This is a genomic window from Pseudoalteromonas sp. NFXS39 (assembly GCF_040148775.1).
GTDB lineage: Bacteria > Pseudomonadota > Gammaproteobacteria > Enterobacterales > Alteromonadaceae > Pseudoalteromonas > Pseudoalteromonas apostichopi.
The window spans coordinates 242,199-268,458 of sequence record NZ_JAGDEC010000007.1; the positions used below are offsets into that span (position 1 = coordinate 242,199).

20 protein-coding genes are annotated in these 26,260 nt (G+C 41.9%); 4 read left to right on the forward strand and 16 right to left on the reverse strand.

The features are described from left to right. Positions 1-105: 105 nt before the first annotated feature. Positions 106-2,670: a bifunctional diguanylate cyclase/phosphodiesterase gene (locus J3455_RS14875; RefSeq protein WP_349561985.1), complete on the forward strand. Its 2,565-nt coding sequence runs from the start codon at positions 106-108 to the stop codon at positions 2,668-2,670. Here the strand turns inward: J3455_RS14875 and rep are convergent. After that, entirely contained in the window at positions 2,660-4,672 is a 2,013-nt protein-coding gene (gene rep / locus J3455_RS14880; protein ID WP_349561986.1) for a DNA helicase Rep, read from the reverse strand. The two genes, J3455_RS14875 and rep, sit on opposite strands and share 11 nt — an antisense overlap. Positions 4,673-4,783: 111 nt before the next feature. Between rep and ubiK the strand changes: the two genes are divergently transcribed. Beyond that, positions 4,784-5,047 (forward strand): ubiquinone biosynthesis accessory factor UbiK, encoded by a 264-nt coding sequence (ubiK, locus tag J3455_RS14885; RefSeq protein ID WP_054561163.1) that lies wholly within the window; start codon positions 4,784-4,786, stop codon positions 5,045-5,047. Positions 5,048-5,092: 45 nt separating this feature from the next. On the opposite strand, the gene can is transcribed toward ubiK, so the two are convergent. The 7 genes from can to ilvG all read right to left on the reverse strand — a co-directional run bounded on the left by can (position 5,093) and on the right by ilvG (position 13,545). Further along, complete coding sequence (gene can / locus J3455_RS14890) at positions 5,093-5,755, reverse strand: carbonate dehydratase (protein ID WP_130049881.1); 663 nt, start codon at positions 5,753-5,755, stop codon at positions 5,093-5,095. An 18-nt stretch (positions 5,756-5,773) separates the two neighbouring features. Continuing rightward, complete coding sequence (locus J3455_RS14895) at positions 5,774-6,952, reverse strand: methyltransferase (RefSeq protein WP_130049882.1); 1,179 nt, start codon at positions 6,950-6,952, stop codon at positions 5,774-5,776. Between the two features lie 50 nt (positions 6,953-7,002). Beyond that, a complete protein-coding gene (locus J3455_RS14900) occupies positions 7,003-8,007 on the reverse strand; it encodes an ABC transporter substrate-binding protein (RefSeq protein ID WP_178927451.1) in 1,005 nt (334 codons plus the stop codon). Between the two features lie 129 nt (positions 8,008-8,136). Next, a complete protein-coding gene (gene ilvA, locus J3455_RS14905) occupies positions 8,137-9,690 on the reverse strand; it encodes a threonine ammonia-lyase, biosynthetic (RefSeq protein WP_297330453.1) in 1,554 nt (517 codons plus the stop codon). Positions 9,691-9,692: 2 nt separating this feature from the next. Continuing rightward, positions 9,693-11,549, reverse strand: coding sequence for a dihydroxy-acid dehydratase (ilvD, locus tag J3455_RS14910; protein WP_167658996.1), 1,857 nt, complete (start codon positions 11,547-11,549; stop codon positions 9,693-9,695). Between the two features lie 104 nt (positions 11,550-11,653). Then, positions 11,654-11,899: an acetolactate synthase 2 small subunit gene (gene ilvM, locus J3455_RS14915; protein WP_349561987.1), complete on the reverse strand. Its 246-nt coding sequence runs from the start codon at positions 11,897-11,899 to the stop codon at positions 11,654-11,656. Then, positions 11,896-13,545 carry an acetolactate synthase 2 catalytic subunit gene (ilvG, locus tag J3455_RS14920; RefSeq protein ID WP_349561988.1) on the reverse strand — a complete coding sequence of 550 codons (1,650 nt, stop codon included), beginning with the start codon at positions 13,543-13,545 and terminating at the stop codon, positions 11,896-11,898. The genes ilvM and ilvG overlap by 4 nt, the downstream gene beginning before the upstream one ends. A gap of 534 nt (positions 13,546-14,079) precedes the next feature. On the opposite strand from ilvG, the gene J3455_RS14925 reads away from it, so the two are divergent. Further along, positions 14,080-14,958 (forward strand): TraB/GumN family protein, encoded by an 879-nt coding sequence (locus J3455_RS14925; protein WP_130049886.1) that lies wholly within the window; start codon positions 14,080-14,082, stop codon positions 14,956-14,958. A gap of 28 nt (positions 14,959-14,986) precedes the next feature. On the opposite strand, the gene J3455_RS14930 is transcribed toward J3455_RS14925, so the two are convergent. Then, on the reverse strand, positions 14,987-16,444 hold the full coding sequence (locus J3455_RS14930; protein WP_349561989.1) for an ATP-binding cassette domain-containing protein: 1,458 nt from the start codon (positions 16,442-16,444) through the stop codon (positions 14,987-14,989). 129 nt (positions 16,445-16,573) lie between these two features. On the opposite strand from J3455_RS14930, the gene J3455_RS14935 reads away from it, so the two are divergent. Further along, positions 16,574-17,197 carry a toast rack family protein gene (locus J3455_RS14935; RefSeq protein WP_130049888.1) on the forward strand — a complete coding sequence of 208 codons (624 nt, stop codon included), beginning with the start codon at positions 16,574-16,576 and terminating at the stop codon, positions 17,195-17,197. Between the two features lie 13 nt (positions 17,198-17,210). Here the strand turns inward: J3455_RS14935 and J3455_RS14940 are convergent, their stop codons facing one another. The 7 genes from J3455_RS14940 to J3455_RS14970 all read right to left on the reverse strand — a co-directional run bounded on the left by J3455_RS14940 (position 17,211) and on the right by J3455_RS14970 (position 26,256). After that, on the reverse strand, positions 17,211-18,959 hold the full coding sequence (locus J3455_RS14940; RefSeq protein ID WP_349561990.1) for a response regulator: 1,749 nt from the start codon (positions 18,957-18,959) through the stop codon (positions 17,211-17,213). A 97-nt stretch (positions 18,960-19,056) separates the two neighbouring features. Next, positions 19,057-21,393 carry a fatty acid cis/trans isomerase gene (locus tag J3455_RS14945; protein WP_349561991.1) on the reverse strand — a complete coding sequence of 779 codons (2,337 nt, stop codon included), beginning with the start codon at positions 21,391-21,393 and terminating at the stop codon, positions 19,057-19,059. After that, complete coding sequence (locus tag J3455_RS14950; RefSeq protein ID WP_130049891.1) at positions 21,390-21,770, reverse strand: hypothetical protein; 381 nt, start codon at positions 21,768-21,770, stop codon at positions 21,390-21,392. Before J3455_RS14950 ends, J3455_RS14945 begins: the two co-directional genes overlap by 4 nt. 138 nt (positions 21,771-21,908) lie before the next feature. Continuing rightward, positions 21,909-22,574 (reverse strand): SDR family oxidoreductase, encoded by a 666-nt coding sequence (locus J3455_RS14955; RefSeq protein WP_167658989.1) that lies wholly within the window; start codon positions 22,572-22,574, stop codon positions 21,909-21,911. Between the two features lie 115 nt (positions 22,575-22,689). Then, positions 22,690-23,484, reverse strand: coding sequence for a VOC family protein (locus J3455_RS14960; RefSeq protein WP_130049893.1), 795 nt, complete (start codon positions 23,482-23,484; stop codon positions 22,690-22,692). A gap of 185 nt (positions 23,485-23,669) precedes the next feature. Beyond that, a complete protein-coding gene (locus tag J3455_RS14965) occupies positions 23,670-24,386 on the reverse strand; it encodes a hypothetical protein (protein WP_349561992.1) in 717 nt (238 codons plus the stop codon). Between the two features lie 73 nt (positions 24,387-24,459). After that, entirely contained in the window at positions 24,460-26,256 is a 1,797-nt protein-coding gene (locus tag J3455_RS14970; protein WP_349561993.1) for an alkaline phosphatase, read from the reverse strand. Positions 26,257-26,260 lie beyond the last annotated feature (4 nt).

Sequence of the window (26,260 nt, forward strand, 5' to 3'; positions counted from 1 at the left end):
ATAATAAATTACCATTTTGTTAACATCTGTTACTTGACGATCTAATAAAAAAGTGGAACTATATAGGACGAAATTTAAACAACAATAAGATCTGGTTCTAAATCATTGGAAGATTCAGCAACACACATTGATAAGCTAGCCCGTAAGAATGCTCGCTTAAAATCGCTTTTACAAAAGTATAAGCAATCACATCACTTGCAAAATGCTCTTTTACAATTATCAGAGCAAGCAAGTACTGTTGCCGAATTAACCCTGCTCTATCCCGCTATTCATAATATTTTACAAGACTATATTCCGAGTAAAAACTTCTTCGTTGTATTGCATAACCCGGTTTACGATACTCTTGAGTTGTCTTATTTCGCTGATGAAAAAGATGGTCTTTCTGTACCATTAAAGTATGAGCAGTACTTCAAAGAAGGCTTAACGGGTTACGTATTCAAGCAAGGTAAAACCAGCTACTTTACCAAACAACAGACTGAGCAAGCTGTTGAACAAGGCTTACTTAAATGTTTTGGTACACCTGCAGAGCACTGGGTGGGCGTACCCGTCTACCGTGAAAAAGTCATTATTGGCGTAATGGTTACGCAAAGCTACGACATAAACCAATGCTATTCAGAGCAACAAATTGAATTGCTAGAAGCTATGTCACTGTACTTAGCAACAGCAATTGAACGAGTGAAAAAGCGTGAACTACTAGAGTCTGAAGTTAAAATTCGAACCCGTGCATTAACTCAAAGTAACCAAGCACTTAACGACGAAATTCAACAGCGCAAAAATGCTCTCGAACGCCAACAACTGCTATTCAAAATATCAGAGCTGGCAACGCAAAGTAAAAACCTTGACGATGTATATCAGCATGTTCATAGCATTATCAAAAATATTACCTATGCAGATAACTTATACATCGCATTGTATGACCAACAATCTCATTGGTTGAGTTTTCCTTATTGCGTCGATGAGTTTAACGATAATGGCAAACCACGACCATTTGCTAAAGGCTACAGTGAACTGGTTCTCAGCACTGAAAAGTGCCAAGTCATTGACAGTGAAAGAGCAAAAGAGCTCATCAAACTTGGCGTTGTAGAGAGGCCTGTTAATGTTCCATCAGAGCGCACAGCGACTAGTTGGTTAGGCGCTCCGCTCAAAACTTCGCAAGGTGTTATAGGTCTCATTGTTTGCCAAGCTTATAATAATAAACATGAGTTTAGTCAGGATGATTGTGAGCTAATTACATTTGTATCACATCAAATTGCTAACGTTATCCAAACTCATCTAGCCAACCAAGAGTTAAAGCTCAGTCACCAAAAATTGGAACATCGAGTCACTGAAAAAACTAAAGAGCTTCGCCAAGCTAATATGCACCTGCAAATGCAAATTGAAGAGCGAAAAAAAATAGAACAACAGTTGTATCACGATGCACACCACGACTCATTAACTAGTTTACCTAATCGCAGTTTGTTCTTAACTCAGCTTGAAAAAACATTGCAGCATTACCAGCGCTACCCAGAGCAGCAATTTGCGGTGCTATTTATTGACCTTGATAAATTTAAAGATATAAACGATCACCTTGGTCATCAGGCAGGTGACCAATTTTTAATTGGTGTTGCAGAGTCTTTCTCGCATTGTATTCGTGAGCATGATCTACTCGCACGCTTAGGTGGTGATGAATTTGTGGTATTGCTAACTCACTTAACTGAACAACAGCAAGCCCAAGATGTTGCAAAACGTATCATCGAAATTATGAAAAAACCTTTCTGTATGAAAGGTCAATGTATTCAAAGTGGTGCCAGTATTGGTATCACCTACTCAAAACCAAGCTACAAACACACTGATGAAATTATTCGCGATGCGGATGCCGCGATGTATTACGCCAAAAATGCAGGCCGAAATCGCTTTGAGTGTTTTCATCCACTGCTTAATGCCAGTAATGTACAGCATGATGTAGAGAATATGCATCACCTAGATGATTTGCCTATGCACTTTAGATGTGCAGAAATCATTACCTTGGATGAAAAAACTCACGCTGAGTCTTTACTAGAAGCATTTGGTGAGCACCCTGTGCTTGGCAGCACTAGCTTTGAAGTCCTCAAAAAATTTGCGACCGATCGTGTTCAGCACTTCGAAGTTGAGCTTAATCTACTAAAACAAGCCTTTTCCCTAGCAAGTAACAGCCAACTCGAAAAAGTACTGTTTTCTTGTTCTGGATTAGTTTTAGAGCGTATTAACTTTCAGGCACTGTGTAAGTTATTAAACGCACACGATTCAAATAGAATGTGTTTATTGTTCAACGAACAAGAAATTCGTTACGCTTCAGCGATACAAATTGAAAACTTAAAAAGCTTGGTCGCACAAGGGTTTTCGATTGGTTTAAATGAATTTGCTAAAGATCGCTGTGAGTTAAACTTATTAACTGAGTTCCAGTTCGATTACTTATTGTTGAGTTCAACATTCAGTAAGCGTGTTCTACAGCAAGAGAATTATCATTTGCAACTACAAGGTGTTTTAGCTATTACTAAGTTGCAAAATATTCAAGTAATAGCTAAAGGTCCGTCGATTTTTAACTACCGCACTTTGCTAGATAAGCACGGATTATCGTTGTTTATTGGTAAACAGCATGCGCTGGCTCCCTTCGAGCACGAAGCACCTAGCGCACAATTCATTACTTCTTAAGCATCGCTCTTAGATTAGCCACTCGTGCCTGGCCTTTCTCCATACGCTCAGCTTGTGAGGAAGGTGGCTTCTTCGCTTCAAAGGCTAAGTCATCTTGTGGTAACTCCTGCACAAAGCGACTTAGCTCTGTGTCTGAGGTTTCACCAAACTGACGACGTATTTTAGCATAGGTCATTACTAGCTCTTGCTGGGCGCGTGTAATTCCTACATAGGCAAGACGACGCTCTTCTTCAACGTTATCTTCATCAATACTTACTTGGTGCGGTAATAAGCCCTCTTCCATGCCAACCATGAACACATACGGATACTCTAAGCCTTTTGAAGCATGTAATGTTAGTAATTGCACGGCATCAGATTCGTCCTCTTCTTCGTTACGCTCAAGCATATCGCGCAAGGTCAGTTTACTAACCACCTCAGCAAGGTTCAGCGGTGGGTTATCTGCATCACCTGTCAGCATATCGGTGATCCAACGATATAGCTCTGAGACGTTTTTCATGCGCATTTCAGCAGCTTTTGCACTCGGTGATGACTCATACAGATAAGCTTCGTAATTAATTTGCCTAACTAGTTCTTTTACTGCTTCAAGGGTATCACCCCGAACTGCATTATCAGATAGCTCAACTACCCAACGGGCAAAGCCAGCTAAGGCATTAAAGCCACGCCCTTTTAATCGGTGCGCAAGCTCAGGCTCAAAGCATGCAGCAAATAAGCTGATATGCTTTTCATTAGCAAGGGTACCTAGCTTTTCCAGTGTGACAGTACCAATCTCACGACGTGGCGTATTAACAATACGTAAAAATGCGTTGTCGTCGTCTTGATTCACCAATAAGCGCAAGTACGCCATGATATCTTTGATTTCTGAGCGAGAGAAAAACGACATACCGCCGCTGATTTTATAAGGAATACGGTTACTCATGAGTGCTTTTTCAAACACTCGCGCTTGGTGGTTACCACGGTATAAAATCGCATAATCTTTATAACTAGTGCGCTTCATGAATTTATGAGAAATGATCTCTGCAACCACTCGCTCAGATTCATGCTCTTCATCTCGGCAACCAATTACTTTAATGGGCTCACCATAACCAAGTTCACTGAATAGCTTTTTATCAAACTCATGCGGGTTATTAGCAATCAGAATATTTGCAGCTTTAAGAATTCGTCCAGCACTTCGGTAGTTTTGTTCTAGCTTAATTAAACGTAAGCCCGGAAAATCTTTACTCAATAGCACCAGATTTTGTGGCTTTGCACCACGCCATGAGTAGATAGATTGATCATCATCGCCTACCACGGTAAACCGGGCTCGTTCACCCACTAATAGCTTAACTAGCTGATACTGACTAGTATTCGTATCTTGATACTCATCCACCAGCAAGTAACGAAAACGCTGTTGCCAGCGCTCACGTGCCGTGACATTTTGACTAAGCAATAAAGTTGGGATCATGATCAGATCATCAAAATCAAGGGCATTATAGGCGCGCAGTTGATTTTGATAACGAGCATATAATTGAGCAAATAACGCTTTTTGCGGCTCACGGGCTTCGCGAACAGCACGCTCAGGTAGAATCAATTCGTTCTTCCAACTACCTATTTGCATCTTCAGCAGGTTAAGTAAATCTTTGTCCTTTTTAAGCTCTTCTTCGGTCAGCTCAGCTATTAACTGGTTGGTATCTTGGTCATCAAACAACGAAAAACCAGGTTTAAAACCTAAAGTAGTTAACTCTTTTTTGATAATCTCAAGCCCAAGCGTATGAAACGTTGAAACCCATAAGCCTTTCGACTCTTGCTTGCCCAGTGTTTGCGTTACACGCTCACGCATTTCTTTTGCAGCTTTATTGGTAAATGTAACTGCGGCAATATTACGTGCTTGGTACTCACACTTTTGCACCAAGTAAGCAATTTTATTAGTAATAACACGCGTTTTACCTGAACCCGCACCGGCTAATACCAGACACGGTCCACTGATATATTTTACCGCTTCATCTTGTTTTGGGTTGAGTTTCATAAGCCCCTAAAGAAATTATCCAAAGATAGGACAGGCAATTTTACCGTAATCACTACACTACGCCTAGCCAATAAGGTAAGATTGTTTTTTTACGTGACTCAAGGGACGAAGATGATTAACCCAGCAAAACTTGAAGAAATCGCTAAGCAAATCACTGATAACATGCCACAAGGCGTGAAAAACCTTGCCGAAACAGTCGAAGGCAAGACTAAGCAAGCTATTCAAAACAAACTTGCTGAGATGGACTTTGTAAGCCGTGATGAGTTTGATATTCAAAGCCAAGTACTTATTCGTACTCGTGAGAAACTCACTGAGCTTGAAGAGAAAGTTGCTTTACTTGAGCAGCAACTTGCTAGCAAACAAGACGAACAATAAAAAAGGAGAGCTAATTAGCTCTCCTTTTTTCTACCATATTCGGTATTAACTTTTTTCGGCAACGCGTTCGAAAACACGCTTAACCGCAATTCCGTATGTATCACTGGCTTCTTCAGCACAAGTTACTACCGACTCTAAATCATTAAGGTGGCCATTGGCTAAACCATAAACCCAACCATGGATTGTTAAATCTTGACCTTTTGCCCAGGCATCTTGGACGATATTAGTACGGCAAACATTACGTACTTGTTCAATAACGTTGAGTTCTATCAGGCTATTTAAACGCTCTTGTTCTGGTAATGAGTTGAGTTGTTCAATGTGTTTTTCTTTTACATCACCTACATGACGAAGCCAGTTATCAATTAAACCAAAACTCGCTCCGTTCAATACCGCCTGTACACCACCACAACCATAGTGGCCAACGACCATTATGTGCTTCACTTTAAGTACTTCAACGGCATATTGCATCACCGAAAGACAGTTATGATCAGTATGAACAACGACATTTGCTACGTTTCGATGAACAAATAACTCTCCAGGTAGCAAGTCTACTATTTCATTTGCAGGTACACGTGAATCAGAACAACCGATCCACAGGTACTCTGGATTTTGCTGCATTGATAGAATTTTAAAAAACTCAGGATCACTTTCACTCGTACGCGCAGCCCAACGTCTATTATTTTCGAATAAATTTTTTAACTTTCTCATTGCGCCTCTTTACGGTATTTAATAATTAGCTTGGATCAAGATATTCCTTGGTGTCAGCTGCTTTTCACAAAACGTACTAACTGTTACTTGATAACCTTGTTGTTGCAAATATAAAGCACGATCGAGCACGAGCCAAACTTCAATTGCCCTTCTGAATACATGTCGGACGAGTTCAACTCGCTCAGTAACCCTTTTGCGTTTTTTACCTATAGTTAAAAACTTATTGTAATCAATACCTTCAGGCAGTGATAATGATTTTTTCTCAGCAGCCCATAAACAAAATGAACCAAAAGAATCAGAAAAAATAGCTTTGTTCACTGATGGCACACTTACATAGTGCATTTCACCAGTGAGTGATTTACGTAATGCATCAAATCCAAGTCGCCATTCAACTTCTGTTTTTCTTACCTTATCAACTCGGCTTGGTGCGGTCACAGTTTCTTGCAGCGCTAGTTTTAAATCGCGATGAGTAAGCGCAAGCTGGCTTTGTTTTGCAGGCTCGCTCATTGCTTGATAGGCGTTATCTGTGAATAAATGATAACAACATGGTGAAAAGCTGATTTGCTGGGTTTTCGCTTTGCTCGCTTGCTGCATAAATGTTTGATGCAAACGACCACAGGCATGTAAAGCAACTGCATGCTGCTGGCGCTCAAAAAAACCATCGGTGTCGTCGGTTAATACATCAGCTTGTGAAAATTGCATTGCCAATTGCTGTTGCTTAGCACTGTGCTGACCTTGATCACACAAGTGTTGTTGTAGCTCAATGCTATGTACACTTGGCGCTCCATTAAATGCCAACATACGACCTAAATGCCCCTTACCTGCGCACCATTCTAAAACGGGCTGGTTAAATGACTGCTGACTAACAGCTGCAACAAAGTCTTGTAATTGCTCAAATTTACGGCCTTTAATGCCATTACTTATCCAAAACGGAAACTCATTACGAGCCAAATTGATAGCAGGTAACTCACACAACTCAGCCAGCTGTTCAATGTTTTCAATTTCATCAGCAAAATAACGATATAAAGCTTGCTGATCGGCATCTAGTTCACTCACTTGTTGGTCATCCAGCGCCCATAATAAGTGGGCTAATTCAGGCCAAGGAAGATCATCAAAATCAAATGCGGTACATTGCCAGTATTGGCGGGTTGAAAATAGCAGTGCATCTAAGGCAGCAAAGTGCTCGGCAAGTGTCATAACTACTTAGCGACAAGAAATAAAAAGCAGTATAACAGTTTTTATCTTATTTAACGTCGGTTACTGCTGATCAAGCGAATGTACAATGGCACACATGCAATACTTAAAATGATTGCAAGGATCAGCATCCAAGATAGCTCAAACCCTTCTGTTTGCTGTTGATCATACATAAAGCCTTCAAAAGCCTGATCAAACTCATCCTGATCTAAGCCATATAAATCTGCAATCAAGCGCCACTTTGCCATCGACATATTACCTAGATTAATTCCTGGAGGTTGGATGTAGCTTTTTAAAACATGCGCTTCATAGGCCAGCTCTTGTACGCTTTTCTGGGTAGCATAGTGCTGCTTGGTTACATCGATGCTTTCTTCTAAGTGTAATAAGGCATAACGCCAACCTTTTAAGCTGGCACGATAAAAGCGCTCAACAACCTCTGGCTTTTTCGCTAAAAATTGCTCAGAGGTATATAAAATATCGCCATACACATTCAAACCAAACTTTTGCGGGCAAATGAGTCGGTGACCTACTCCTTGCAATGTCATCGTGTAAGGCTCATTAGTGACATAAACTTGTACCGCATCTATATCACCGGCAAGCCACTCTTTAACGCCTCCTTCATGGCTAGCTGCCATCAAGCTTTCTAGGCTCAATCCTGCACGCTGTAACATCACCAGTAACTCAGCATTTTCTATTGAACCGATTTTACTTAGCTTTTTACCAGCAAAGTCTCTAGGCTGAAAAATATCTGAGTTATTTTTTACCATCCAGCAATAAGGCGAAAACTGCAATATTGCCCCAAGGGCAACAACCGGTGCGCCTTGCTGGCGCTTTTGTAATATGCCTGAGTGAGTAATAGCAAAGTCAGCTTTGCCGCTTAACACTTTAGGGAAGGTATCTGGGTGGTTTGGATCGGCAGGTATAATAGAGACATCAAGGCCCGCTTCCTTATAAAAGCCTTTTTCTGCAGCCATATAATAGCCTGCAAATTGATACTGGTGAGTCCATTTTAATTGTAAGCTAACTTTATCAGCGCACAGTGCGCTCATAGAGAGCATTAAACAGATTAACCCTAGTAGGCTTTTTATACCTTGCACGCATCATCCTTGCTCTAGAACCGTGCATTAACTATAGGAAAAATAGAGGAAAAATCAAGACTGCTAGTGAACAGTCTTGATTATATTAAGCTACTGATTTGCCGCTTTAACTTCACTAAGTTCTTGACCTTGGCTAGTTAAGAACTGGGTGAAACATGGGTTGTTCGTTTCATCTTGAACGTTGTATCCCAAACGGTTCAAATGCTCATTGAATACCTCATAATCACTCGGTTCAATAGCAAAGGCCGCCAGCACATTACCAATCGATCCACCATGGTTGCGGTAATGGAATAAAGTAATATTCCAGTTACTACCAAGGGTATCTAAGAATCGTGCCAGTGCGCCTGGGTATTCAGGAAACTCAAAGCGTAATAAACGCTCATGAAGTTGAGCTGGCGCTTTACCACCAACCATATAACGAATATGCAATTTAGCCAGCTCGTTATCTGATAGGTCACAAAACGTATAGCCGTTTTCTGTCAGTGTCGCTTTTAGCTCATCAAGCTCTTGTTGGCCTTGTCTTAAAGCAATACCTACAAAGATTTGTGCTTCGCCAGGGCCTGCATAGCGATAATTAAATTCGGTGATAGCTCTGCCACCTAACGAGTTACAAAACTGCTTAAAGCTGCCCTTCTCTTCTTTGATAGTCACGGCAAGCAATGCTTCGTTCTTTTCGCCAAGAGCTGTTCGTTCAGCAACATAACGTAAGCGGTCGAAGTTTAAATTTGCACCCGATAAAATCGCGGCTACATTTAAACCTTTCATTCCATTTTGTTGACACCATTTTTTCAAGCCAGCTGTTGATAATGCCCCTGAAGGTTCAGCTATAGCGCGAGTCGAAACAAAGATATCTTGCATTGCTGCGCAGATTTCATCGCCCGTTACAGTCACCACTTCATCACAAAACTTTTGTGCTAAACGAAACGTTTCTGTGCCGATGACTTTGACTGCTACACCATCTGCAAAGCTACCAACACGGTCAAGCTCAACCGGCTTACCTGCTTCAAGGGCTGCTTTTAAGCAGGCACTCTCATCGGCTTCAACACCGATGACTTTAATATCAGGACGTAACGACTTAATGTACACTGCCATGCCTGCAAGTAAACCACCTCCGCCTACAGGAATAAAGACTGCATCAAGATCATTGAGTTGCTGCATTAATTCACGAGCAACGGTACCTTGACCAACAATCACATCTGCATCATCAAACGGTGGTACAAACACCCCATTGCGCTGCTCTGTGAGCTCTAGAGCATGAGCCTTTGCAGCATCAAAATGATGGCCGTGTAATACCACTTCACCACCTAAAGAACGCACTGCATTCACTTTAATTTCTGGTGTTGTAACAGGCATAACAATAGTTGCTTTATGCCCTAAAAATGAAGCACTTAGAGCTACGCCTTGCGCATGATTACCAGCCGATGCTGTAATCACATCAGAACCTTTTGGCAATTTGCTCAATTTATGAAATGCACCGCGTAGTTTAAATGAATAAACAGGTTGTTGGTCTTCACGCTTTAACCACACATGATTGCCTAGCCGAGCACTAAGATCAGCCATTTCGCTAACCTCAGTGACTTTTGCAAGCGGCTCCATGTTCGCTTGAATGATAGCGCGAAAATAATCGAGCTCTTGAGAAACCATAATTAACTAAGCTCCTCAAGTTTAGCTAAATCACGCACAGCTCCTTTGTCTGCACTGGTGGCTAGTAAGGCATAGGCTTTAAGTGCAGATGAAACATAACGGTCACGATCTAGAGGTTTGTAAGCATCTTTCCCGCGTGCAAGTTGCTTTTGCTTACGAGCTTCAAGCTCTTCATCAGAAACAGCTAATGTGATTTCGCGAGTTGCGATATCAATTACTATCTTATCGCCATTTTCAACATAGGCAATTGCACCACCGCTTGCCGCTTCTGGGGAAACGTGACCAATTGATAAACCCGATGTACCACCTGAGAAACGACCATCAGTGATCAGCGCACACTTTTCACCTAAGCCAACTGATTTTAAATAACTGGTTGGGTACAGCATTTCTTGCATGCCTGGGCCGCCTTTTGGCCCTTCGTAGCGAATCACAACAACATCACCCGCTTTTACTTCACCGTTAAGAATGCCTTCAACCGAGTCATCCTGTGATTCGTAAACGACTGCTGGGCCTTCAAAATGCAGCATTTCTTCAACCACACCAGCACTTTTAACAATACAGCCATCAAGGGCTAAGTTACCCGATAGCACCGCTAAGCCACCATCTTGACGAAACGCATTTTCAACGCTGCGGATACAACCATTTTCACGGTCATTATCCAGTTCAGGCCAGCGGCATTCTTGGCTCATTGCTTTTGTTGTGCGGATACCAGCAGGGCCTGCTTTATAAAATTTTTGCGCTACTTCATTACTTGGATCAGTCGCATCCCATTTAGTTACCATTTCAGCCATTGTATGACCCGCCACATGATCAACAGATAAATCGACAAGGCCTGCTTTACCTAACTCACGGATAATAGCCATCATGCCACCAGCGCGATGTACATCTTCAATATGGTATTTGTTTGTCGCTGGTGCCACTTTACATAAGAATGGTGTTTTGCGAGAAAGCTCATCGATATGCGACATATCAAAATCAACACCCGCTTCTTGCGCTGCTGCTAGTAAGTGTAAAACCGTATTTGATGATCCACCCATAGCAATATCAACCACCATTGCATTCATGAAAGCGGTACGATTGGCAATAGCGCGTGGTAACACTGCTGCATTATCTTTTTGATAATACTCACGACATAAATCAACAATGCGTGCACCTGCTTCAACATACAGTTGTTTACGGTCTTTGTGGGTCGCAAGTGTAGTACCGTTACCCGGTAGTGCCAGACCAATCGCTTCTAATAAACAGTTCATTGAGTTAGCAGTAAACATACCCGAACATGAACCACAGGTAGGGCATGCCGAGCGCTCAACTTTTTCAGAGTCTTCATCGCTTACTGAAGTATCAGCACCCTTAACCATGGCATCAACTAAATCAAGTTTGATGTCGATATCAGCAAGGCGTGTTTTACCCGCCTCCATTGGACCACCTGATACAAAAATGACAGGAATGTTTAAACGAAGTGCTGCCAGCATCATTCCAGGAGTGATCTTGTCGCAGTTAGAAATACAGATCATGGCATCAGCGCAGTGGGCATTTACCATGTACTCAACTGAGTCAGCAATTAAATCACGCGATGGGAGTGAATACAGCATTCCGCCGTGACCCATCGCGATACCATCATCGATTGCAATAGTATTAAATTCTTTTGGTACACCACCCGCTTCGGTAATGGTTTCGGCCATCAGCTCACTGAGCTGGTTAAGGTGAACATGACCCGGTACAAACTGAGTGTACGAGTTTACAACAGCGATAATAGGCTTACCGAAATCTTTATCTGTCATTCCTGTTGCACGCCATAAAGCACGCGCTCCTGCACGTTTTCGACCCTCTGTTGTTGTTGCACTTCTTAATTTAGCCATAATTACCTCAGTTTTTGCAGTGGCATGCCACTGACTTCCTCATTCCTAATTTATTACTCACTAAAGCATCAGTTTGATTGCTCTAGTTACCTGTTGATTTATTACTAGATTGCTTGTTGTTGAAATTGGTTTTCAACATTGACGTGTTTTACATCGACCAATTTACCCAACTGTGATGTTAGTAGATAAATCGGCTTATCGCTGTCTACTGTCATGGTGACGTGAAACGCTTCATCAGCCATTTCTAAATTCATTGTTGTTAGGTCAAAGCCGCGATGACGCGCAACGCGTAAAAAGCGCTCTACAGCGACACTTTGATTCTTTAGTGCAATCGTTAGGGTGTGTTTCATTTTACTGTCTCCGTCATCATTTCATCGTTGGCTGCACCAGGCGGTACAAGCGGCCATACATTTTCTTTATCATCGATACAGGCATGGAGAATGTATGGACCTTTACTAGTTACTAACGCATCAACCGCAGCATCAACTTCATCTGCTTTAGTGATAGTTTGACCTGGAATACCAAACACTGCTGCTAACTGCACAAAATCAGGATTATCTGAAAGGTTTGTTTCAGAATAACGACCTTCAAAAAATAGCTGCTGCCATTGACGTACCATGCCTAAACGTTGGTTATCTAATATTAAAATTTTAACTGGCAGATTGTTACGACGAATCGTTGCCAGTTCTTGAATGTTCATCATGATTGAACCATCACCCGACACTGTGATCACAAAATCATTTGGGCGAGCAACTTGTACACCGATGGCTGCTGGTAGACCAAAGCCCATGGTACCCGCTCCACCACTACTTAAATGATTGCTTGGGTGACTAAATTTCATGTGCTGCGCAACCCACATTTGATGCTGACCCACATCACAACACACCACACCAGTTGATGGCATTTTTTGGCTTAGCTGGTTCAATAAATAAGGCGCGAATACTTTTTCACCCGGGTAGTCATAGCGCCATGCATGCTCTTTCATCATGCTTGCAATGTGCGTTAGCCACTCATCTGGAGTTACAAAACACTCTAGTTGCGGTAATGAAGTTTTTAAGTCTGCCACTAATGACGCTTTTACAGGCTTACGTTTACCAATCTCTGCGGCATCAATATCAAGGTGAATAACCTTTGCTTTTGCCGCAAACTTGCTTAAGTTTCCAGTGACACGGTCGTCAAAGCGGGCACCAATACAGACCAAAACATCACACTCTTGCACCGCTAAGTTAGCCGCTTTACCACCATGCATACCTAGCATTCCTAGGTCATATTCATAATCAGGTAATACACTACCTAACGCTTTTAACGTTGATACTGCAGGCATATGTGTTTTTTCTAAAAACTGCATTAATTCATCTTGTGCACTGGCAGCTTGTACACCACCACCGATATACGCTACAGGGCGCTGCGCTTCACTTAAGATTTGATTGGCAATAGCAACTTGGTTTGAGTCTAATTTTGGTAAGTGATCTTCGGCAGCTAACCAAGGATGAAATGGTACTTGCGCCATTTGGATGTCTTTCGGAATATCCACTAACACAGGACCAGGACGGCCGCTTTGCGCTAAGTGGATGGCTTCTTGTAATATTTCGGCTAAATCTTCAGCTCTTTCAACCATGTAACTATGCTTGGTGCAAGATAACGACATGCCTAACACATCCACTTCCTGAAAGGCGTCGGAGCCTATCGCTGCGGTTGGTACTTGACCTGTGATAGCAAGTAATGGCACTGAATCCATCATCGCATCGGCAAGGGCTGTGATTAAGTTGGTCGCCCCAGGGCCGGAAGTAGCAAAACACACGCCTAACTTACCTGTGCTTCGCGCAAAACCCACAGCGGCAAAGCCTGCCCCTTGTTCATGACGGGTCAAATAATGTTTGACTGGCGCACCGTACAAAGCGTCGTAAATAGGCATAATGGCACCACCCGGGTAACCAAAAACATCCTTAACGCCATGTTTAGCTAATAAATCGATTGTTAACTCTGCGCCTGTCATCGTAAATCCTCATTCCTCAGTGACATTGTGTATTTGCTGCGACTCAAACCTTAAAACGAAAAAGCCCCCCGAACTGTTAAGTGCGGGGGGCTTTTAAATGCTTTACTTTTCTTTAAGCACTAACTAGCCCCCGCGGTGATAATAATCACCACGACGTTAATTAGAATTAGAGAAAGTTTGTTTGTAAGCATTTATCTGTAACCAAAATTTGTTCATTTGTAGCGGATATCTAGCCATCCCGCTGCCTTTTTCTATTAGTACCGCGCTAGGGCCTGTAAGTCAACATAAAAATCAATTCAAAAAACAGTCTAAAAAGCAAAATTAAAGAAATAAATATCCAACAAATGAAAATATCGAGATTTATATTTCACTATTTTTTATTTATCGAAATTTCATACCTCGTTATTCACTATTCTATGATTGATTAATTTTTATCAAAAACATGCAATTTTCTTTGCTTTAAGCTGATTTATTTTAACGCCTCTGAAAAATTAGTTTAGTATTGAAAATAACCACGTTATGAAAAGGAAAGTTATGAAGTTCGTCCAGCGTATAAATGCCCTGTTTTTTATGCTGCTACTGCTTGGTTTCAGCCAACATGTACTCGCAGAGCCGGGATTATGGAAAGTAGAGAAAAACGGAGTTACTTCTTATTTATTTGGTACTGTCCATGTTGGTGATAAAAGCATGAAAGGATTACCAAGCAAGGTAACTAAAGCACTCGATAACTCAGATAAAGTCATCGTTGAAGTCGATATCAGCGTGATTTCCCCCATGGAAATGCAGCGCCGGTCATTGCCATTTATGATGCTGAAAAATGGTAAAACCTTACAGTCAGAGTTATCGCCAGAAAACTACACTAAATTACAAAAATACTTTGCTGATAAATCAATTGATATTGCGATGTTTAAAAACCTAGCACCGTGGGCGGTAATGGTCACCATGATGCAAATGGAGTTCCAAAGTGTTGGTTTTTCAGATCAGTACGGCATCGACAAGCAAGTACTTGCTTATGCTAAACAGCATGACATATCAGTTGGTGAGCTAGAAACCCTAGAACACCAAATGGAAATGTTTGAACACTTAGCAATTATGAATGACAAAATGATCGAAGAAACATTCGACCAACTTGCTGATGTAGATACCTACTTTTTTGGTCTTATTAAGGCTTGGAAATCTGGCGATATGAAAACACTTACGCAGTTTTACAACGAAAGTTTTGATGACTCTCAATATGGTCAGCTAAGTGAGCAAGTTATGTTGATAGACCGTAACAACAATTGGGTTAATCAACTATCTGCTCGCATCGGTAAAGAAAAGCTGTTTATTGCTGTCGGGGCTTTACACCTACCTGAGCAACACGGATTGTTAAAACAACTAACAGATAAAGGTTTTACCATTACCCGTATCTAAGTTAAGTAATCCGAATATAAAAAGCGCTTTATGGCGCTTTTTTTGTGAAATCAGACATCTCTAAATAGTTTTCGATACCTGCAATTTTATCACTCGCGTGGTGATTAACATAAACCACGGTACTGGTACCTGCAGCGCAGATCTTTTCTATCAGTAATAAAACTCGCTGCCTATTTGCTTCATCGAGACCTAAGCAAGGTTCATCAAGAATCAATAAATTAGGGTGCTTAACCATAGCTCGTGCAATTAACAGCAAGCGTTGATCACCAAAAGACAACTGACTAAATGAGCTGCTTTGTTTATCACTTAAACCTAATAAAGCCAACCACTTTTTAGCAATGGTTAGCTGTTTATCAGTGGCTTTTTGATAAAGACCAATGCTGTCATAAAAGCCCGAAACTACCGTATTGAGCGCCGAGATACTGACCCGATAATCCATATGCAGCGCGTTAGAAATATAACCAATGTGCTGTTTAATTTGCCAAATACTCTCACCACTTCCGCGCTGATAGCCAAACACCTTAATATCATTGTTATAACACTGTGGGTTATCACCAGTGATAAGGTTCAGCAAACAGGTTTTACCTGAACCATTTTTGCCTGTTAACTGCCAATGCTCGCCTTGGTTTATTTGCCAGTTTAGTTTTTCAAAAACGACCTCACCGCCATAGCCCACTGCTGCGTTATTGAGTCTTACCAGCATAGAGTCATCGAGCGGAGGCGCTTGATGGTCAATATCAGCCTCAGGTATCTGTAACTGAGTATGAGTGAGATGTAATAACTTTAGTAAGTCATCGCGCTGCTCAGGGGAGGGGTTTGCTAATTGCTGAATCACATGGCCCTCTTTAACATAGGCGTAGTGATCAACAAAATCTGGTATTTCAGTTAACCGATTGAGCACAAAAATGAGGGTCGTTGTTTTACTAAACTTAGCTAGTAACTGATTGAGCTCAGTCATGGCCGTGACATCTAAACCATCAAAAGGCTCATCAAGTACAAGTAAATCTGGTCGACCTATTAATGCTCGAATCAGCATAAGTTTGCGGGTTTCACCGGTTGATAAATCGCGAAATGCTTTGCTAACTTTGTCACTAAAATCAAATAGGCTAATTAACTGCTGAAGCAACTCGCTATCAAGCTGATGTTCGTCCCGACCAGCAATTATAAGCTCATAAACCGTACTAAAAGTAGTTACGCCATCAATAATATCATCTAGATCTTTTGTAATCTCAGTTGCGAGGAGTTGCTTTTGACTGTCAGGGGAAACTAACGCAATTCGCTCAAAGCGATTCTCATAGTGGCCTTGCTCTATTTTCGCAAAACCTGCAATGGCAGCAGCCACGGCCGATTTTCCCGCGCCATTAGCGCCTAGTAAAACCCATTGCTGCAATGGCGATACATTGATATTGAGATCATCTAAATAATAAACGTCATTACCCTGCCCCTTTAGGCTGGCTTTAACATTAACCAACTGTACTTGTTGCACTTTGAATCCTCATTCTAAGTTACCGTTAGGTTGACGTTACCGCATTCGATAAAAAAATAAAATTCGTTTAAACCTTTTTTGAACACAGCTGCGACTAAGGTATAAAAGGTCATCAACAGGAAACAGACTATGAAAAAATTACTTTGTGTAGCAGCAATAGGCCTAGCACTGACAACGTCATACGCTATGGCAAAAGATTCACGCGAACTAAGTCACAACTTCGCAATTAATGGCGCAAGCCAGCTTGATATTGATTTTCCGGTAGGCAGCTTAGAAGTTGAAAGCTATGACGGCAGCGAAGTCGTAGTTACGGTACGCATTGAACCAAAGAATGACAATAGCTGGTTCAGCTCTGATGTTGATTTATCAGATATTGAATTAAGCCATTCGCAAAGTGCTAGCTCACTTAACTTAAAATTAGATAACGATGACATTCAACAAGACTGGCATGTAAAAATGCCTAAATCGATGGCAATTGATGTCGAACTAGGTGTTGGCGATATCGAAATTAACGATGCGAGTAATTCGGTTGATATTGAACTAGGTGTGGGCGCGGTAAGAATTGATAGTGCGCTTGATGACTACAAACACATAGAGCTTGATACCGGTGTGGGCGACACCAAAATTCGCGGCTTAAAAAATGACGGTAATACCAGCCGAAAAGTTGTTAGCTCGCACTCAAGCTATCGTGGCAACGGCCAATACGATATTGAAGTAGAAGTGGGTGTTGGCGACATCAAGGTAACACACTAATTTAATACTTAGGTTATCCCTGTGAGCTCTCAGTAAATAAAATGCTGAGAGCTTTTTGCACCGAATCTAGGGTGATAGGTTTGTATACGTGCAGGTTTGCCCCAAGCTCATACACTCGTTGCAAATCATCATTTGATGTATTGGCAGTTACCACCAAAATAGGCACCTGCTGGCCCTGCTCATTGCGAATAATATCAATTGCTTTAAAGCCATCCATAACCGGCATATTCAAATCCATAAAGATTAAATCATAGTGCTTATCTGACGTTTTATCTGTGGCGATTAAACCATTTTCAGCCACATCAAAACTGTAATTTAAATGACTTACTATACGTCCTAAAATAGTGGCATTAAGTGGGTTATCTTCGACGATTAAACAATGTAAAGATTGCGGAAGTGACTCAGGCATTGCAGGTGTGGTTGCACACTCTAGCTCTAAATTCATCACCACCTTCGCACCTTGTGGCTCGGCATTAAGAAATTGGATCTCTCCCTTTAATGCTTTGACAATGTGCATAACCCGTAGCACCCCAGTTTTTAACCCTTGGAAATGTTGTTCAAAGTCATTTTCGTAACTAAGTAAGTCTGTCGGCGGTTTTTCAAAGCCTTTACCGTTATCTTGTATTTCCATTACAAAGTGCCGCTCACCCTGACACGCTGCTGTTACGGCAATACGGCCTTGGCTTGGAGTAAATTTAACGGCATTATTAATAATTTCAGCAACGATTTGAGTCAGCCTAGCATGGTCAGTGATTACCTCTTTATTGAGTGACTCAGCTAAATTCACGCTCAAGGTAATACCTTTATCATTACAGGCATATCCAAACGGTGAGATAGCTTGCTTTAATGTTGATAACAAATTGCTGCTAGTAAAGCTTAACTGCCATTCTCCCGAGGTAAGCTGATGTAAGTCATTTAACTCATCTAGCATTGCCACCAACCTGTTAACGCAATAAAGCGCCTGCTGTTTAGTTAGCTGCTGACTGTCGCTAATATCAAGGGCTTCGATTGATGCAGTTAATCCTTGCAATGGTGTTCTAAACTCGTGACTGGTGCGGGCAATAAAACGCTCTTTATTTTTATTTACACGCTCAGCAAACTCTTTTTGCTCCTTGTACTTAGCAATGTTGTTAGTGATCAGTCTCTCCATAGGTTTAAAAATGAAAAATAGCTCAGCGACTAATAACGCTATGGTTGTGAGCCAAAACAACAACTCTAAAACCGCCAAAAATGTCACTTTTTGAACTGATTTTTGCTCAAGTAATTTAACCGCTTGGTCCAGTTTAGTTAGCAGCGCCTCAAGCTGGTTGCTAACAAATGTTGGGCGATCCACATAGCCAAAACCATCGGTATTGTTGAGTAATAGCTGCGCTTTACTAACATAACGCTTCACGTGCTCATCTAATGCAGTAGGCTGCGAGAAGTAATGAGCCTCAAGCGCCTCATTCAAATGAATATAGTGACCTTGCTCATCTTGCTGAATTAAAAATTGATGCCCTGCAATGAACTGCTCAACGGATTGTTGCAATAGCCTTCGGTGTTGCTGTTGAAAATGTTCGGATTCAAGATTGGTAAGTGCATTGCCATACAAGGCTATTTTTTGTGACAGCATGCGTTGCTTACCGGCAATATTAATGACTTTGGCATCACCCTTTTGGATATACAAAAGGCTCTGTATCAAGATAGCTGATACAGAGATCAATATAGCAATCGCCAATAATCCCCAGCGATATCGTTTTCTAATATCTATGATTAGCTGCAACGTGCTTTACTCATTATTTTTTTTAAAATAATTGTAGTTCATAGAATACAAGAAAGCCCACTTGAAGTGGGCTTTAAAGATGACACTCAACAGAAATTTATCTATTTTCCAATCGATTATAATCAAACAAACCAAACTCGACGCCACGATATTCTTTTGCTACACGGTGTAAAATATCACTATATTGCCAAAACTGCGGATGCGTACGGCGAATTGCAAACTCGCTTTTCAGATCTCTGTAGGCTGCTTCATCTGTTGCTTTTGCAAGCCCAGCTGCAAATGCAGCAATCTGCTGTTCGTTGTGTAGATACCAAATTGCTTCTGGGTAATCACCTATAAATCCAGGCACAATCGTCACTGTATCTTCATCATAAGCACGCTGACCCTCTTCGTTCAGTAAGCTTGAAATATTGTAATGAGCATTATGGTGGATCAGGGTGTATGCCTTATGTTTATCATCGCTACCTTTGACTAACACAAATGAAATTTGCGGCAGCAAGTTAACGGCTTTAACCGGAAGATCGTTAATTTTAGCCAATGGTTCAGGCACTTTGGTATAGTCATAGCGAGGGCTCAAAATGGGCTTCAGTTTATCTTTAAGCATATTGAACAACTCAGATTGAGTGTCCTTGGTTTTGTATTTAATGCCTGTAGGTTGACTAAATGACAATTCATCTTCAAAGAAGCTCGTTAAGCTAGGTGGTGATTTACGATACCACTGGGCTTTAATTTCTTTACGCTTAGCTTCTGGTAACAAGGCAAGGTAGTTTGCTTCACCCTCTAAACGTAAAAAGTCCATATACAAGCGAGTTAACAACTGATGACCAATGTTGCCATACACATCAAAGCCCGCCACCAGCAGGTAGTGAATACGTTCAAATAATGCGTAATCAAGTATCCAAGCGGTCTTTGGTTGCTGGCCAATCCAGCCCTTAACAACCGTTGCGCTATCAAAATGACGAAACACCGTAAGTGCTGCATTTTGGTTATGACCATCACCTTGCCAAAGTAAATCTGTTGTTAGGTGCTGACCGTTCTCAAACATTTTATTTGCCAGTGCAACTTTAGCAGACAAATATTTGTTTTGGCGTTTTGAATACTTCACCCAACTAGAAATCGGCAAGGCATTACTTTCTTCTTCAGCTGGTAATGCTAAGGCATCTTCATGTTGTAACAACAATTCACCCACTTTTGGTGTCGCCGCCATTTCAGGTTTCGCAAAGCCAACCCAGAACTGATCGTTAATCACGTTTAACGCAATTTGACCACGACAAACAGGCCCTTTAATAAAGCCCATAATAATCAGCTCAGCTTCATCAAGCATAAATTGATAGCGTGAGTTTACTGGGATTGCAGCAAACGCTTTAAATGGGTTTGATGCGACTTCTGGTTTATAGCTTGGTAGTTTATTTACTTGGTAATCAGCCTCAATAAATTGCGAGTTTATGCGCGCTAGCTTTTCGTCATTTAATGCTAAAGGTAAATGTGTTTTCGCTAAGATAGTCGAACGGTCATGCATCAATCGGTAGTAAACTCGCTCAACCTTAGGATCTTCATAAGGGCGACGTGTACTAATATATTTAATCTCTTCACCCGGCGGAGTCGAAGAACGTACTAGCTTAAAATAACTGTGTTTATCGCCATGCTCAGGGAAGTAAATATGTGCTAAATACCAGTGCTCATAGATATAGCGAGCCGCTAGTTGATGCTTTAAACCATCTTGGTTTAAGAAAGCTTCCCAGCGTTCGACTTGTTTTAGCACTCCTTCTTCAGGAGGCTCAATATGAGCAAGGTAACCGCCCTTTTTAAGCCATTTAGCAAGGTGCTGAAATTCTTCGCTTGAGATACCAGGCAAACCATAAGGCATACCACTGTGAGGATTATCCTTAGCAAATGAGTCAAACTCGTTCATCGTGGTACATGTTTGTTCACGATCGAGTGAAAAATCAAACTCATCGCCTAAAATAGCTTGCTTAGGCAGTGGGCTGCTTTGCTTAAGCACTAAAGCATTGTAAAGCACACTTCCAGCAAGATTAGCTTCTTCTGTTTGTGCACGCTCATTTAGTACTGGGGTAAAACCTTTTTCACGCCACTGAGCGGTACTTGTCGCATCAAATAGTAAGCGGCTTGGCTCTTGCGCTAATAACCGAGTACCATCATAGACAAGCTCTTTACTTAAACCTCGGTCAATTCCTTCAACTGAAGATAATTTAAGCTGACAAGGTGCGTCATAACAGCCGTGACAAACAACACAACGAGTATCGAGAACAGGTTTTACATCGTTTAAAAACTCTGCCCCCTCTAAAGTTGATGCGGCAACAACACGCTCTCTTGGCTGCTCTTCACCAAACAGTTCATCGTAATGAGCTGCACCTAGATAAGCACAGCCACTTAATAAAATGAGGCCAAATACGGTCGTGAGGAGTTTTCTCATCCTTCCTCCTCGATATCTTCAACGTCATCACCTAAATCAAAGGTCGGCATCATATCAACTTGAGGCGACACAAAGGTTTGGTCATTGTCGCAGCTAAGCATAGCGCTTAATAGTGGCCCACGAACTAAAGTCAGTTGCGCATCGTGCTCGCCATCATTCAATGCTTGATAGTCATCATTTAACACTTCAAGACGGTATTCATTAATAGCAATTGCGACACTGCTATCAACAGCTGGGTTTTGGCAAAGCTGTGCGAGTAACTCTTCGCTTAGCGTTACATGCAATAGTAAATCTGGAGACTCGATGTCACGGCTATGAAGATTTTCATCGAAATAAAAAAGAGGAAGGGTTAAATCGCTATTTTGCTCTAATTCCATGTGCTGCTCTCTACATCAAAATGACTTTTAATTGTACGAGTATAGCAAACTATAAGTTCAATAATTAGCGAAACTTATCAGCCGTTAGCAGCTTTTTAGCTGCTAACTAGCCTAGTTATAAAAACCTAGAAAAAAGAATTACCAAGGTAGCGTTTCGCCGTTTGAATGCCAAAACCCACCTGTGTTGCTAAGATTTAATTCATCAATCCGTTTGATGAGCCGCTCTGCAGCAGTTTCAGGGCTGATATCTCCTGCAAAATTAACCATTTGCGTTTGTACAAAGCCCGGATGGAATAACCCTACGGCAATTTTTTTATCTTTTAACTCATGGGCTAAACTAACACTAGCTGCATTAAGCGCGGCTTTTGACATACGATAGCCGATGTAACCGCCCGAGCCATTATCAGCAATTGAACCCATGCGCGATGTGATCATCGCCACTTTTGCATCAATACCTAAGTTTTGCTGTAACGCATGAGTAATACGAATAGGCGCGATACTGTTCACACTTATTTGCTTTTCGATGGCAGCAAAGTCCATGTCAGCTAAAGTTTCGTTATGAAAAATACCGGCGTTATTAATCAAAATATCAATTTTGTCGCCGTGTAAGTAATTGGCAAGTGTTGCAACATCACCGGCGTTAGATACATCAATGTCGCTAATAACTTTCACATCGAGTGCTTGGAGCTCTTCGCTTGGCGTGCGAACCACTGCAGTAACACGGTAACCTTGGGCTGAATACTGTTTACAAAAATTAAGGCCAATACCTTTATTGGCCCCTGTAACCACCACATGCTTAGTCATCAATCTGCTCCTTAGTTGGGTTTTCTATATCCAAACCACCTCAAGGTGCGAGTTTCAACATCTTGAGGTGGCTTGGGTATATATACCTTGGGACAGATTAACAAAAACCAAGATGTTAAGTTAATTCATCAATGGTTGATTTAAGAATTGAAAAAACAGCCCCTTGTGGATCGGTAATAACACTAAAGCGCCCAACATCTGGGATGTCTGTCGCTGGCACACAAATAACCCCATTAAGCTGCGTTGCTTTGGCAACCGCCTGATCGCAATCTGCTACGGCAAAATACGGCATCCAATGGGGTGGAATGTCATCTGGCCATTCATTGGTCATTTCAAGCATGCCTGCTATCGGTTGCTCATCAATGGTGAATAAGATGTAGTCCATGCCCTCCATGGGTTTCACCTCAAACTGCCATCCAAATAACTGACAATAAAAGTCGCGACTTTTTTGCATGTCTTTCGACACAAGTTCAAACCAGTAAGGCAGGTTAAGCTCTTGCACTCGTTTAGCCCCGATATGCTCACCAGCTTGCCACAAGGCAAATGTTGCACCGCCTGGCTCTTGTAGCATCACCATGCGACCTGCTTTCATTACATCATGCGGCCCTGCCAAAACAGTTGCACCTAATGATTTTGCCTGCTCTGTGCTTTGATCAACATCATCAACAGCAATGTACAATAACCAATGGGTTGGCATCTCGCTCATACTTGCTGGCAGTTGATACATAGCGGCAATATCATCACCTTGCTTTTGCAGCATGGTGTAAAACATATCTTCGCCTATTGGTTGGTCGTCAAAATCCCAATCAAATAATTGCGTATAAAATTGCTTCGCAGCTAGCCAGTCTTTCGCGCATAACTCTGCCCAGCAGAAAGTACCTGCGGGGTGTTTTGTATTTATTTTTGTCATGGCTGTTCCTCCTTGGTTAAACTTAAGCAACAATCGCAAAATTTACCAATCAAACCAGACAATAGTTGCAACACTTCGTTGAAGCACATAATTTTATCTTAGCTGAAATGGGCAATGAGTAGCGCTAGCAACGCTGAGTTACAGATACAAAAATGCCGCTAAAAAAGCGGCATTGCGATATTTAATTAGTGATGATGCCCATGCTCACCTTTGAGCTGATTACCTTGCGCATCATAAAATCCGCTTGCACCATGCTCAACAAACCCTAAGTTGATCATTTTAGCTAAAAACGGGTCGCTTTCATTATCACCGATATCTGCGTAATCGGTCGTTTGATAGTTATCCCATTTCGCAAATTCTACCTGTACTTTTTGCTGATTGTGATGGCTGGCTGTTAAAACAATTTCACGGCTATAACTGGGTGTTGAAATACGAATTGCTTTGAGTAACTTTTGATTGGCAAGCCAGCTTAACTCTATTTTGCTATCACCCTGCTGTTGTGTGTAATAATCCGTTAGCTCACAGCCTTCTCCTGCGCTTTTTTGGTGCGTCATAGAGGCTAGGAATTTATCGCTTACTAGCTGATATTTGCTACTCCAATCTTGTTCACCTTGCACTTCCGATGGTTGATATTCAATACCACGCTGCGCATGCTGAAAATAACGAATTGGGCGAATTTGTTGATTGCGCAACTGCTGCCATAGCTCAATAAACTGTGGATTCTGCTTAGCCACCTGATGAGGCGTACGCCAAAGGGTAAAGGTGTTTTCAGTATGCTGCTTATTAGCAACTATATCTGTTGTGACTTTATAGTCTGCTTGCGTAAAACAGGTGTTCATATCGCATTGCCCTGCAACAGCAAGTGGGCTAAGTAATGAGGCAAGTAAGATGGCTGCTTTCACGGGATTCTCTTTTTATCTTGGTTTACTTTATAACTAATTGAGTAAGGGAGGCTTAGAGCCTCCCAAGCACTCATTATTGTGCTAATTTAGCATCGGCTTGTTTAACAAGGTCAGCGGCATAATCCATAACATGGAAAATAAGGCTTTGCTCATTAGTACCTGTTACTAAATGTGCACCTGGGCCTACTGCATACACACCAACATCTTCTGCTGCGTGTGTTTCTGAGCCTAGTGGTACAACAGCTTCTTGATGGAAGCCTGGTGTTGTTGTGTCAACATCAGTTAAATCAACACGCCCTGTTACTGGCGCAAAGTTATAACCTGCATCAGCATCAGTCTCATCGCCTAAATCTCGGAAGCCGCCACCATTGGTATAACCAACCGTTGTGTATGGCATATTGTCTGCTGCAAGTGATGGCTCATCACTACCCACTGGTACTACTTTACCTAAAATTGGGTTACCACGTTTTGGATAGCCTGCAATGGTAAATACGTGGCTGTGGTCAGCAGTTACGATGATTAGTGTGTCTTCAATGCTAGTCTTATCAAGGGCAACTTGTACAGCTTTTGACAACTCAACAGTGTCGCTCAATGCGTTATAGGCATTACCTGCGTGGTGGGCATGATCAATACGTCCTGCTTCAACTGTTAACATAAAGCCATTTGCATTGTTATCTAAAATATCAATTGCCTTTGCGGTCATTTCAGAAAGTGACGGCTCACCCGCTACGTCATTCGAGCGGTCTGCTTCGTATTGCATGTGTGATTCATTGAATAAACCAAATACACGCTCAGTTGTATCTGCATCGATTGCATCAAAACCAGCTTGGTCCATCACATATTGACCTGCAGGGTATTTGGCTTTCCACTCCGCAGTTAAGTCACGACCATCTGTACGGTCACCTTCTACTGAGCTCACAGCATCAGCAGAATTAAAAGCTGCGTCTTTCGGTAAGAAATGACGACGACCGCCGCCCATGACAACTTCTAAACCATCAACATCTAGCCCTTCGTAGCGTGCTTCTAGGTTCGCTTCAAAGTTAATTAATTGCGATGCAATATCTTCACAGCCAGCGGTGACTGCGGCTTCAGGCATATCTGATACGTCTTCCCAGTTACGGTCAGCCGATTTAGCATATGTTGCTGCAGGCGTTGCGTGAGTGATCCGCGCTGTAGAAACAATACCTGTCGACTTACCTGCAATCTCAGCAAGCTCAGTGGCTGTTACTAGCTCATTACCTGCAACCGTTGCACAGTTACCGCGCTCGATGTCTTCATCAACACCGATAACGCCAGCATCCGTTTTTACGCCCGATGCCATTGCTGTCATCGTACCCGCTGAATCAGGTGTTTGCGCATCTACGTTATAAGTTTTAGCAAAACCTGAGAATGGTAGTGTTTCAAAGCTAAGCTGATGCTCTTCACCTAGCTTACCTTCTAGCTGACCCGCCATGATACGTGCAGCAGTGACCGTTGAAATACCCATGCCGTCACCCACGAATAGGATCACGTTTTTCGCTTTACCTGACTCTTTTACAACTGCAGCAATGTTTTCTTCGCTGTTAGCGACTTTAACTTGTGCTGACTTAAACCACTCATTATCAGTCAACGGCGCTAATTGAGATGCTGTTAACGACGTTGCCGGTGCATTACATACAACGCTTGTATCCGTTACTTCTGCTGAGTCTAGCTCACCATTATCATTGCTATCTGCACCTGTTAGGGTTGCTGTACCACCGTTTACGCACTGCTCAGAACCAACAGCTAATGTATTTTCAACGGTTAATGTTTTTGGTGAGTTGTCATTGTCATCAGAACAACCCGCTAATGCCACTACTACAGCAAGAGAAATTAAATTTAGTTTTTTCATCGTC

Excerpts from the sequence above, each read along its gene's own strand:
- J3455_RS14950 (WP_130049891.1), bottom strand. The coding sequence starts at position 21,770 with ATGGAATTAGAGCAAAATAGCGATTTAACCCTTCCTCTTTTTTATTTC.
- J3455_RS14895 (WP_130049882.1), bottom strand. The coding sequence starts at position 6,952 with ATGACACTTGCCGAGCACTTTGCTGCCTTAGATGCACTGCTATTTTCA.
- can (WP_130049881.1), bottom strand. The coding sequence starts at position 5,755 with ATGAGAAAGTTAAAAAATTTATTCGAAAATAATAGACGTTGGGCTGCG.
- ubiK (WP_054561163.1), top strand. The coding sequence starts at position 4,784 with ATGATTAACCCAGCAAAACTTGAAGAAATCGCTAAGCAAATCACTGAT.
- J3455_RS14935 (WP_130049888.1), top strand. The coding sequence starts at position 16,574 with ATGAAAAAATTACTTTGTGTAGCAGCAATAGGCCTAGCACTGACAACG.
- J3455_RS14900 (WP_178927451.1), bottom strand. The coding sequence starts at position 8,007 with ATGCTCTCTATGAGCGCACTGTGCGCTGATAAAGTTAGCTTACAATTA.
- J3455_RS14925 (WP_130049886.1), top strand. The coding sequence starts at position 14,080 with ATGAAGTTCGTCCAGCGTATAAATGCCCTGTTTTTTATGCTGCTACTG.
- ilvA (WP_297330453.1), bottom strand. The coding sequence starts at position 9,690 with ATGGTTTCTCAAGAGCTCGATTATTTTCGCGCTATCATTCAAGCGAAC.
- rep (WP_349561986.1), bottom strand. The coding sequence starts at position 4,672 with ATGAAACTCAACCCAAAACAAGATGAAGCGGTAAAATATATCAGTGGA.
- J3455_RS14945 (WP_349561991.1), bottom strand. The coding sequence starts at position 21,393 with ATGAGAAAACTCCTCACGACCGTATTTGGCCTCATTTTATTAAGTGGC.
- ilvM (WP_349561987.1), bottom strand. The coding sequence starts at position 11,899 with ATGAAACACACCCTAACGATTGCACTAAAGAATCAAAGTGTCGCTGTA.
- ilvG (WP_349561988.1), bottom strand. The coding sequence starts at position 13,545 with ATGACAGGCGCAGAGTTAACAATCGATTTATTAGCTAAACATGGCGTT.
- J3455_RS14970 (WP_349561993.1), bottom strand. The coding sequence starts at position 26,256 with ATGAAAAAACTAAATTTAATTTCTCTTGCTGTAGTAGTGGCATTAGCG.
- J3455_RS14955 (WP_167658989.1), bottom strand. The coding sequence starts at position 22,574 with ATGACTAAGCATGTGGTGGTTACAGGGGCCAATAAAGGTATTGGCCTT.
- ilvD (WP_167658996.1), bottom strand. The coding sequence starts at position 11,549 with ATGGCTAAATTAAGAAGTGCAACAACAACAGAGGGTCGAAAACGTGCA.
- J3455_RS14960 (WP_130049893.1), bottom strand. The coding sequence starts at position 23,484 with ATGACAAAAATAAATACAAAACACCCCGCAGGTACTTTCTGCTGGGCA.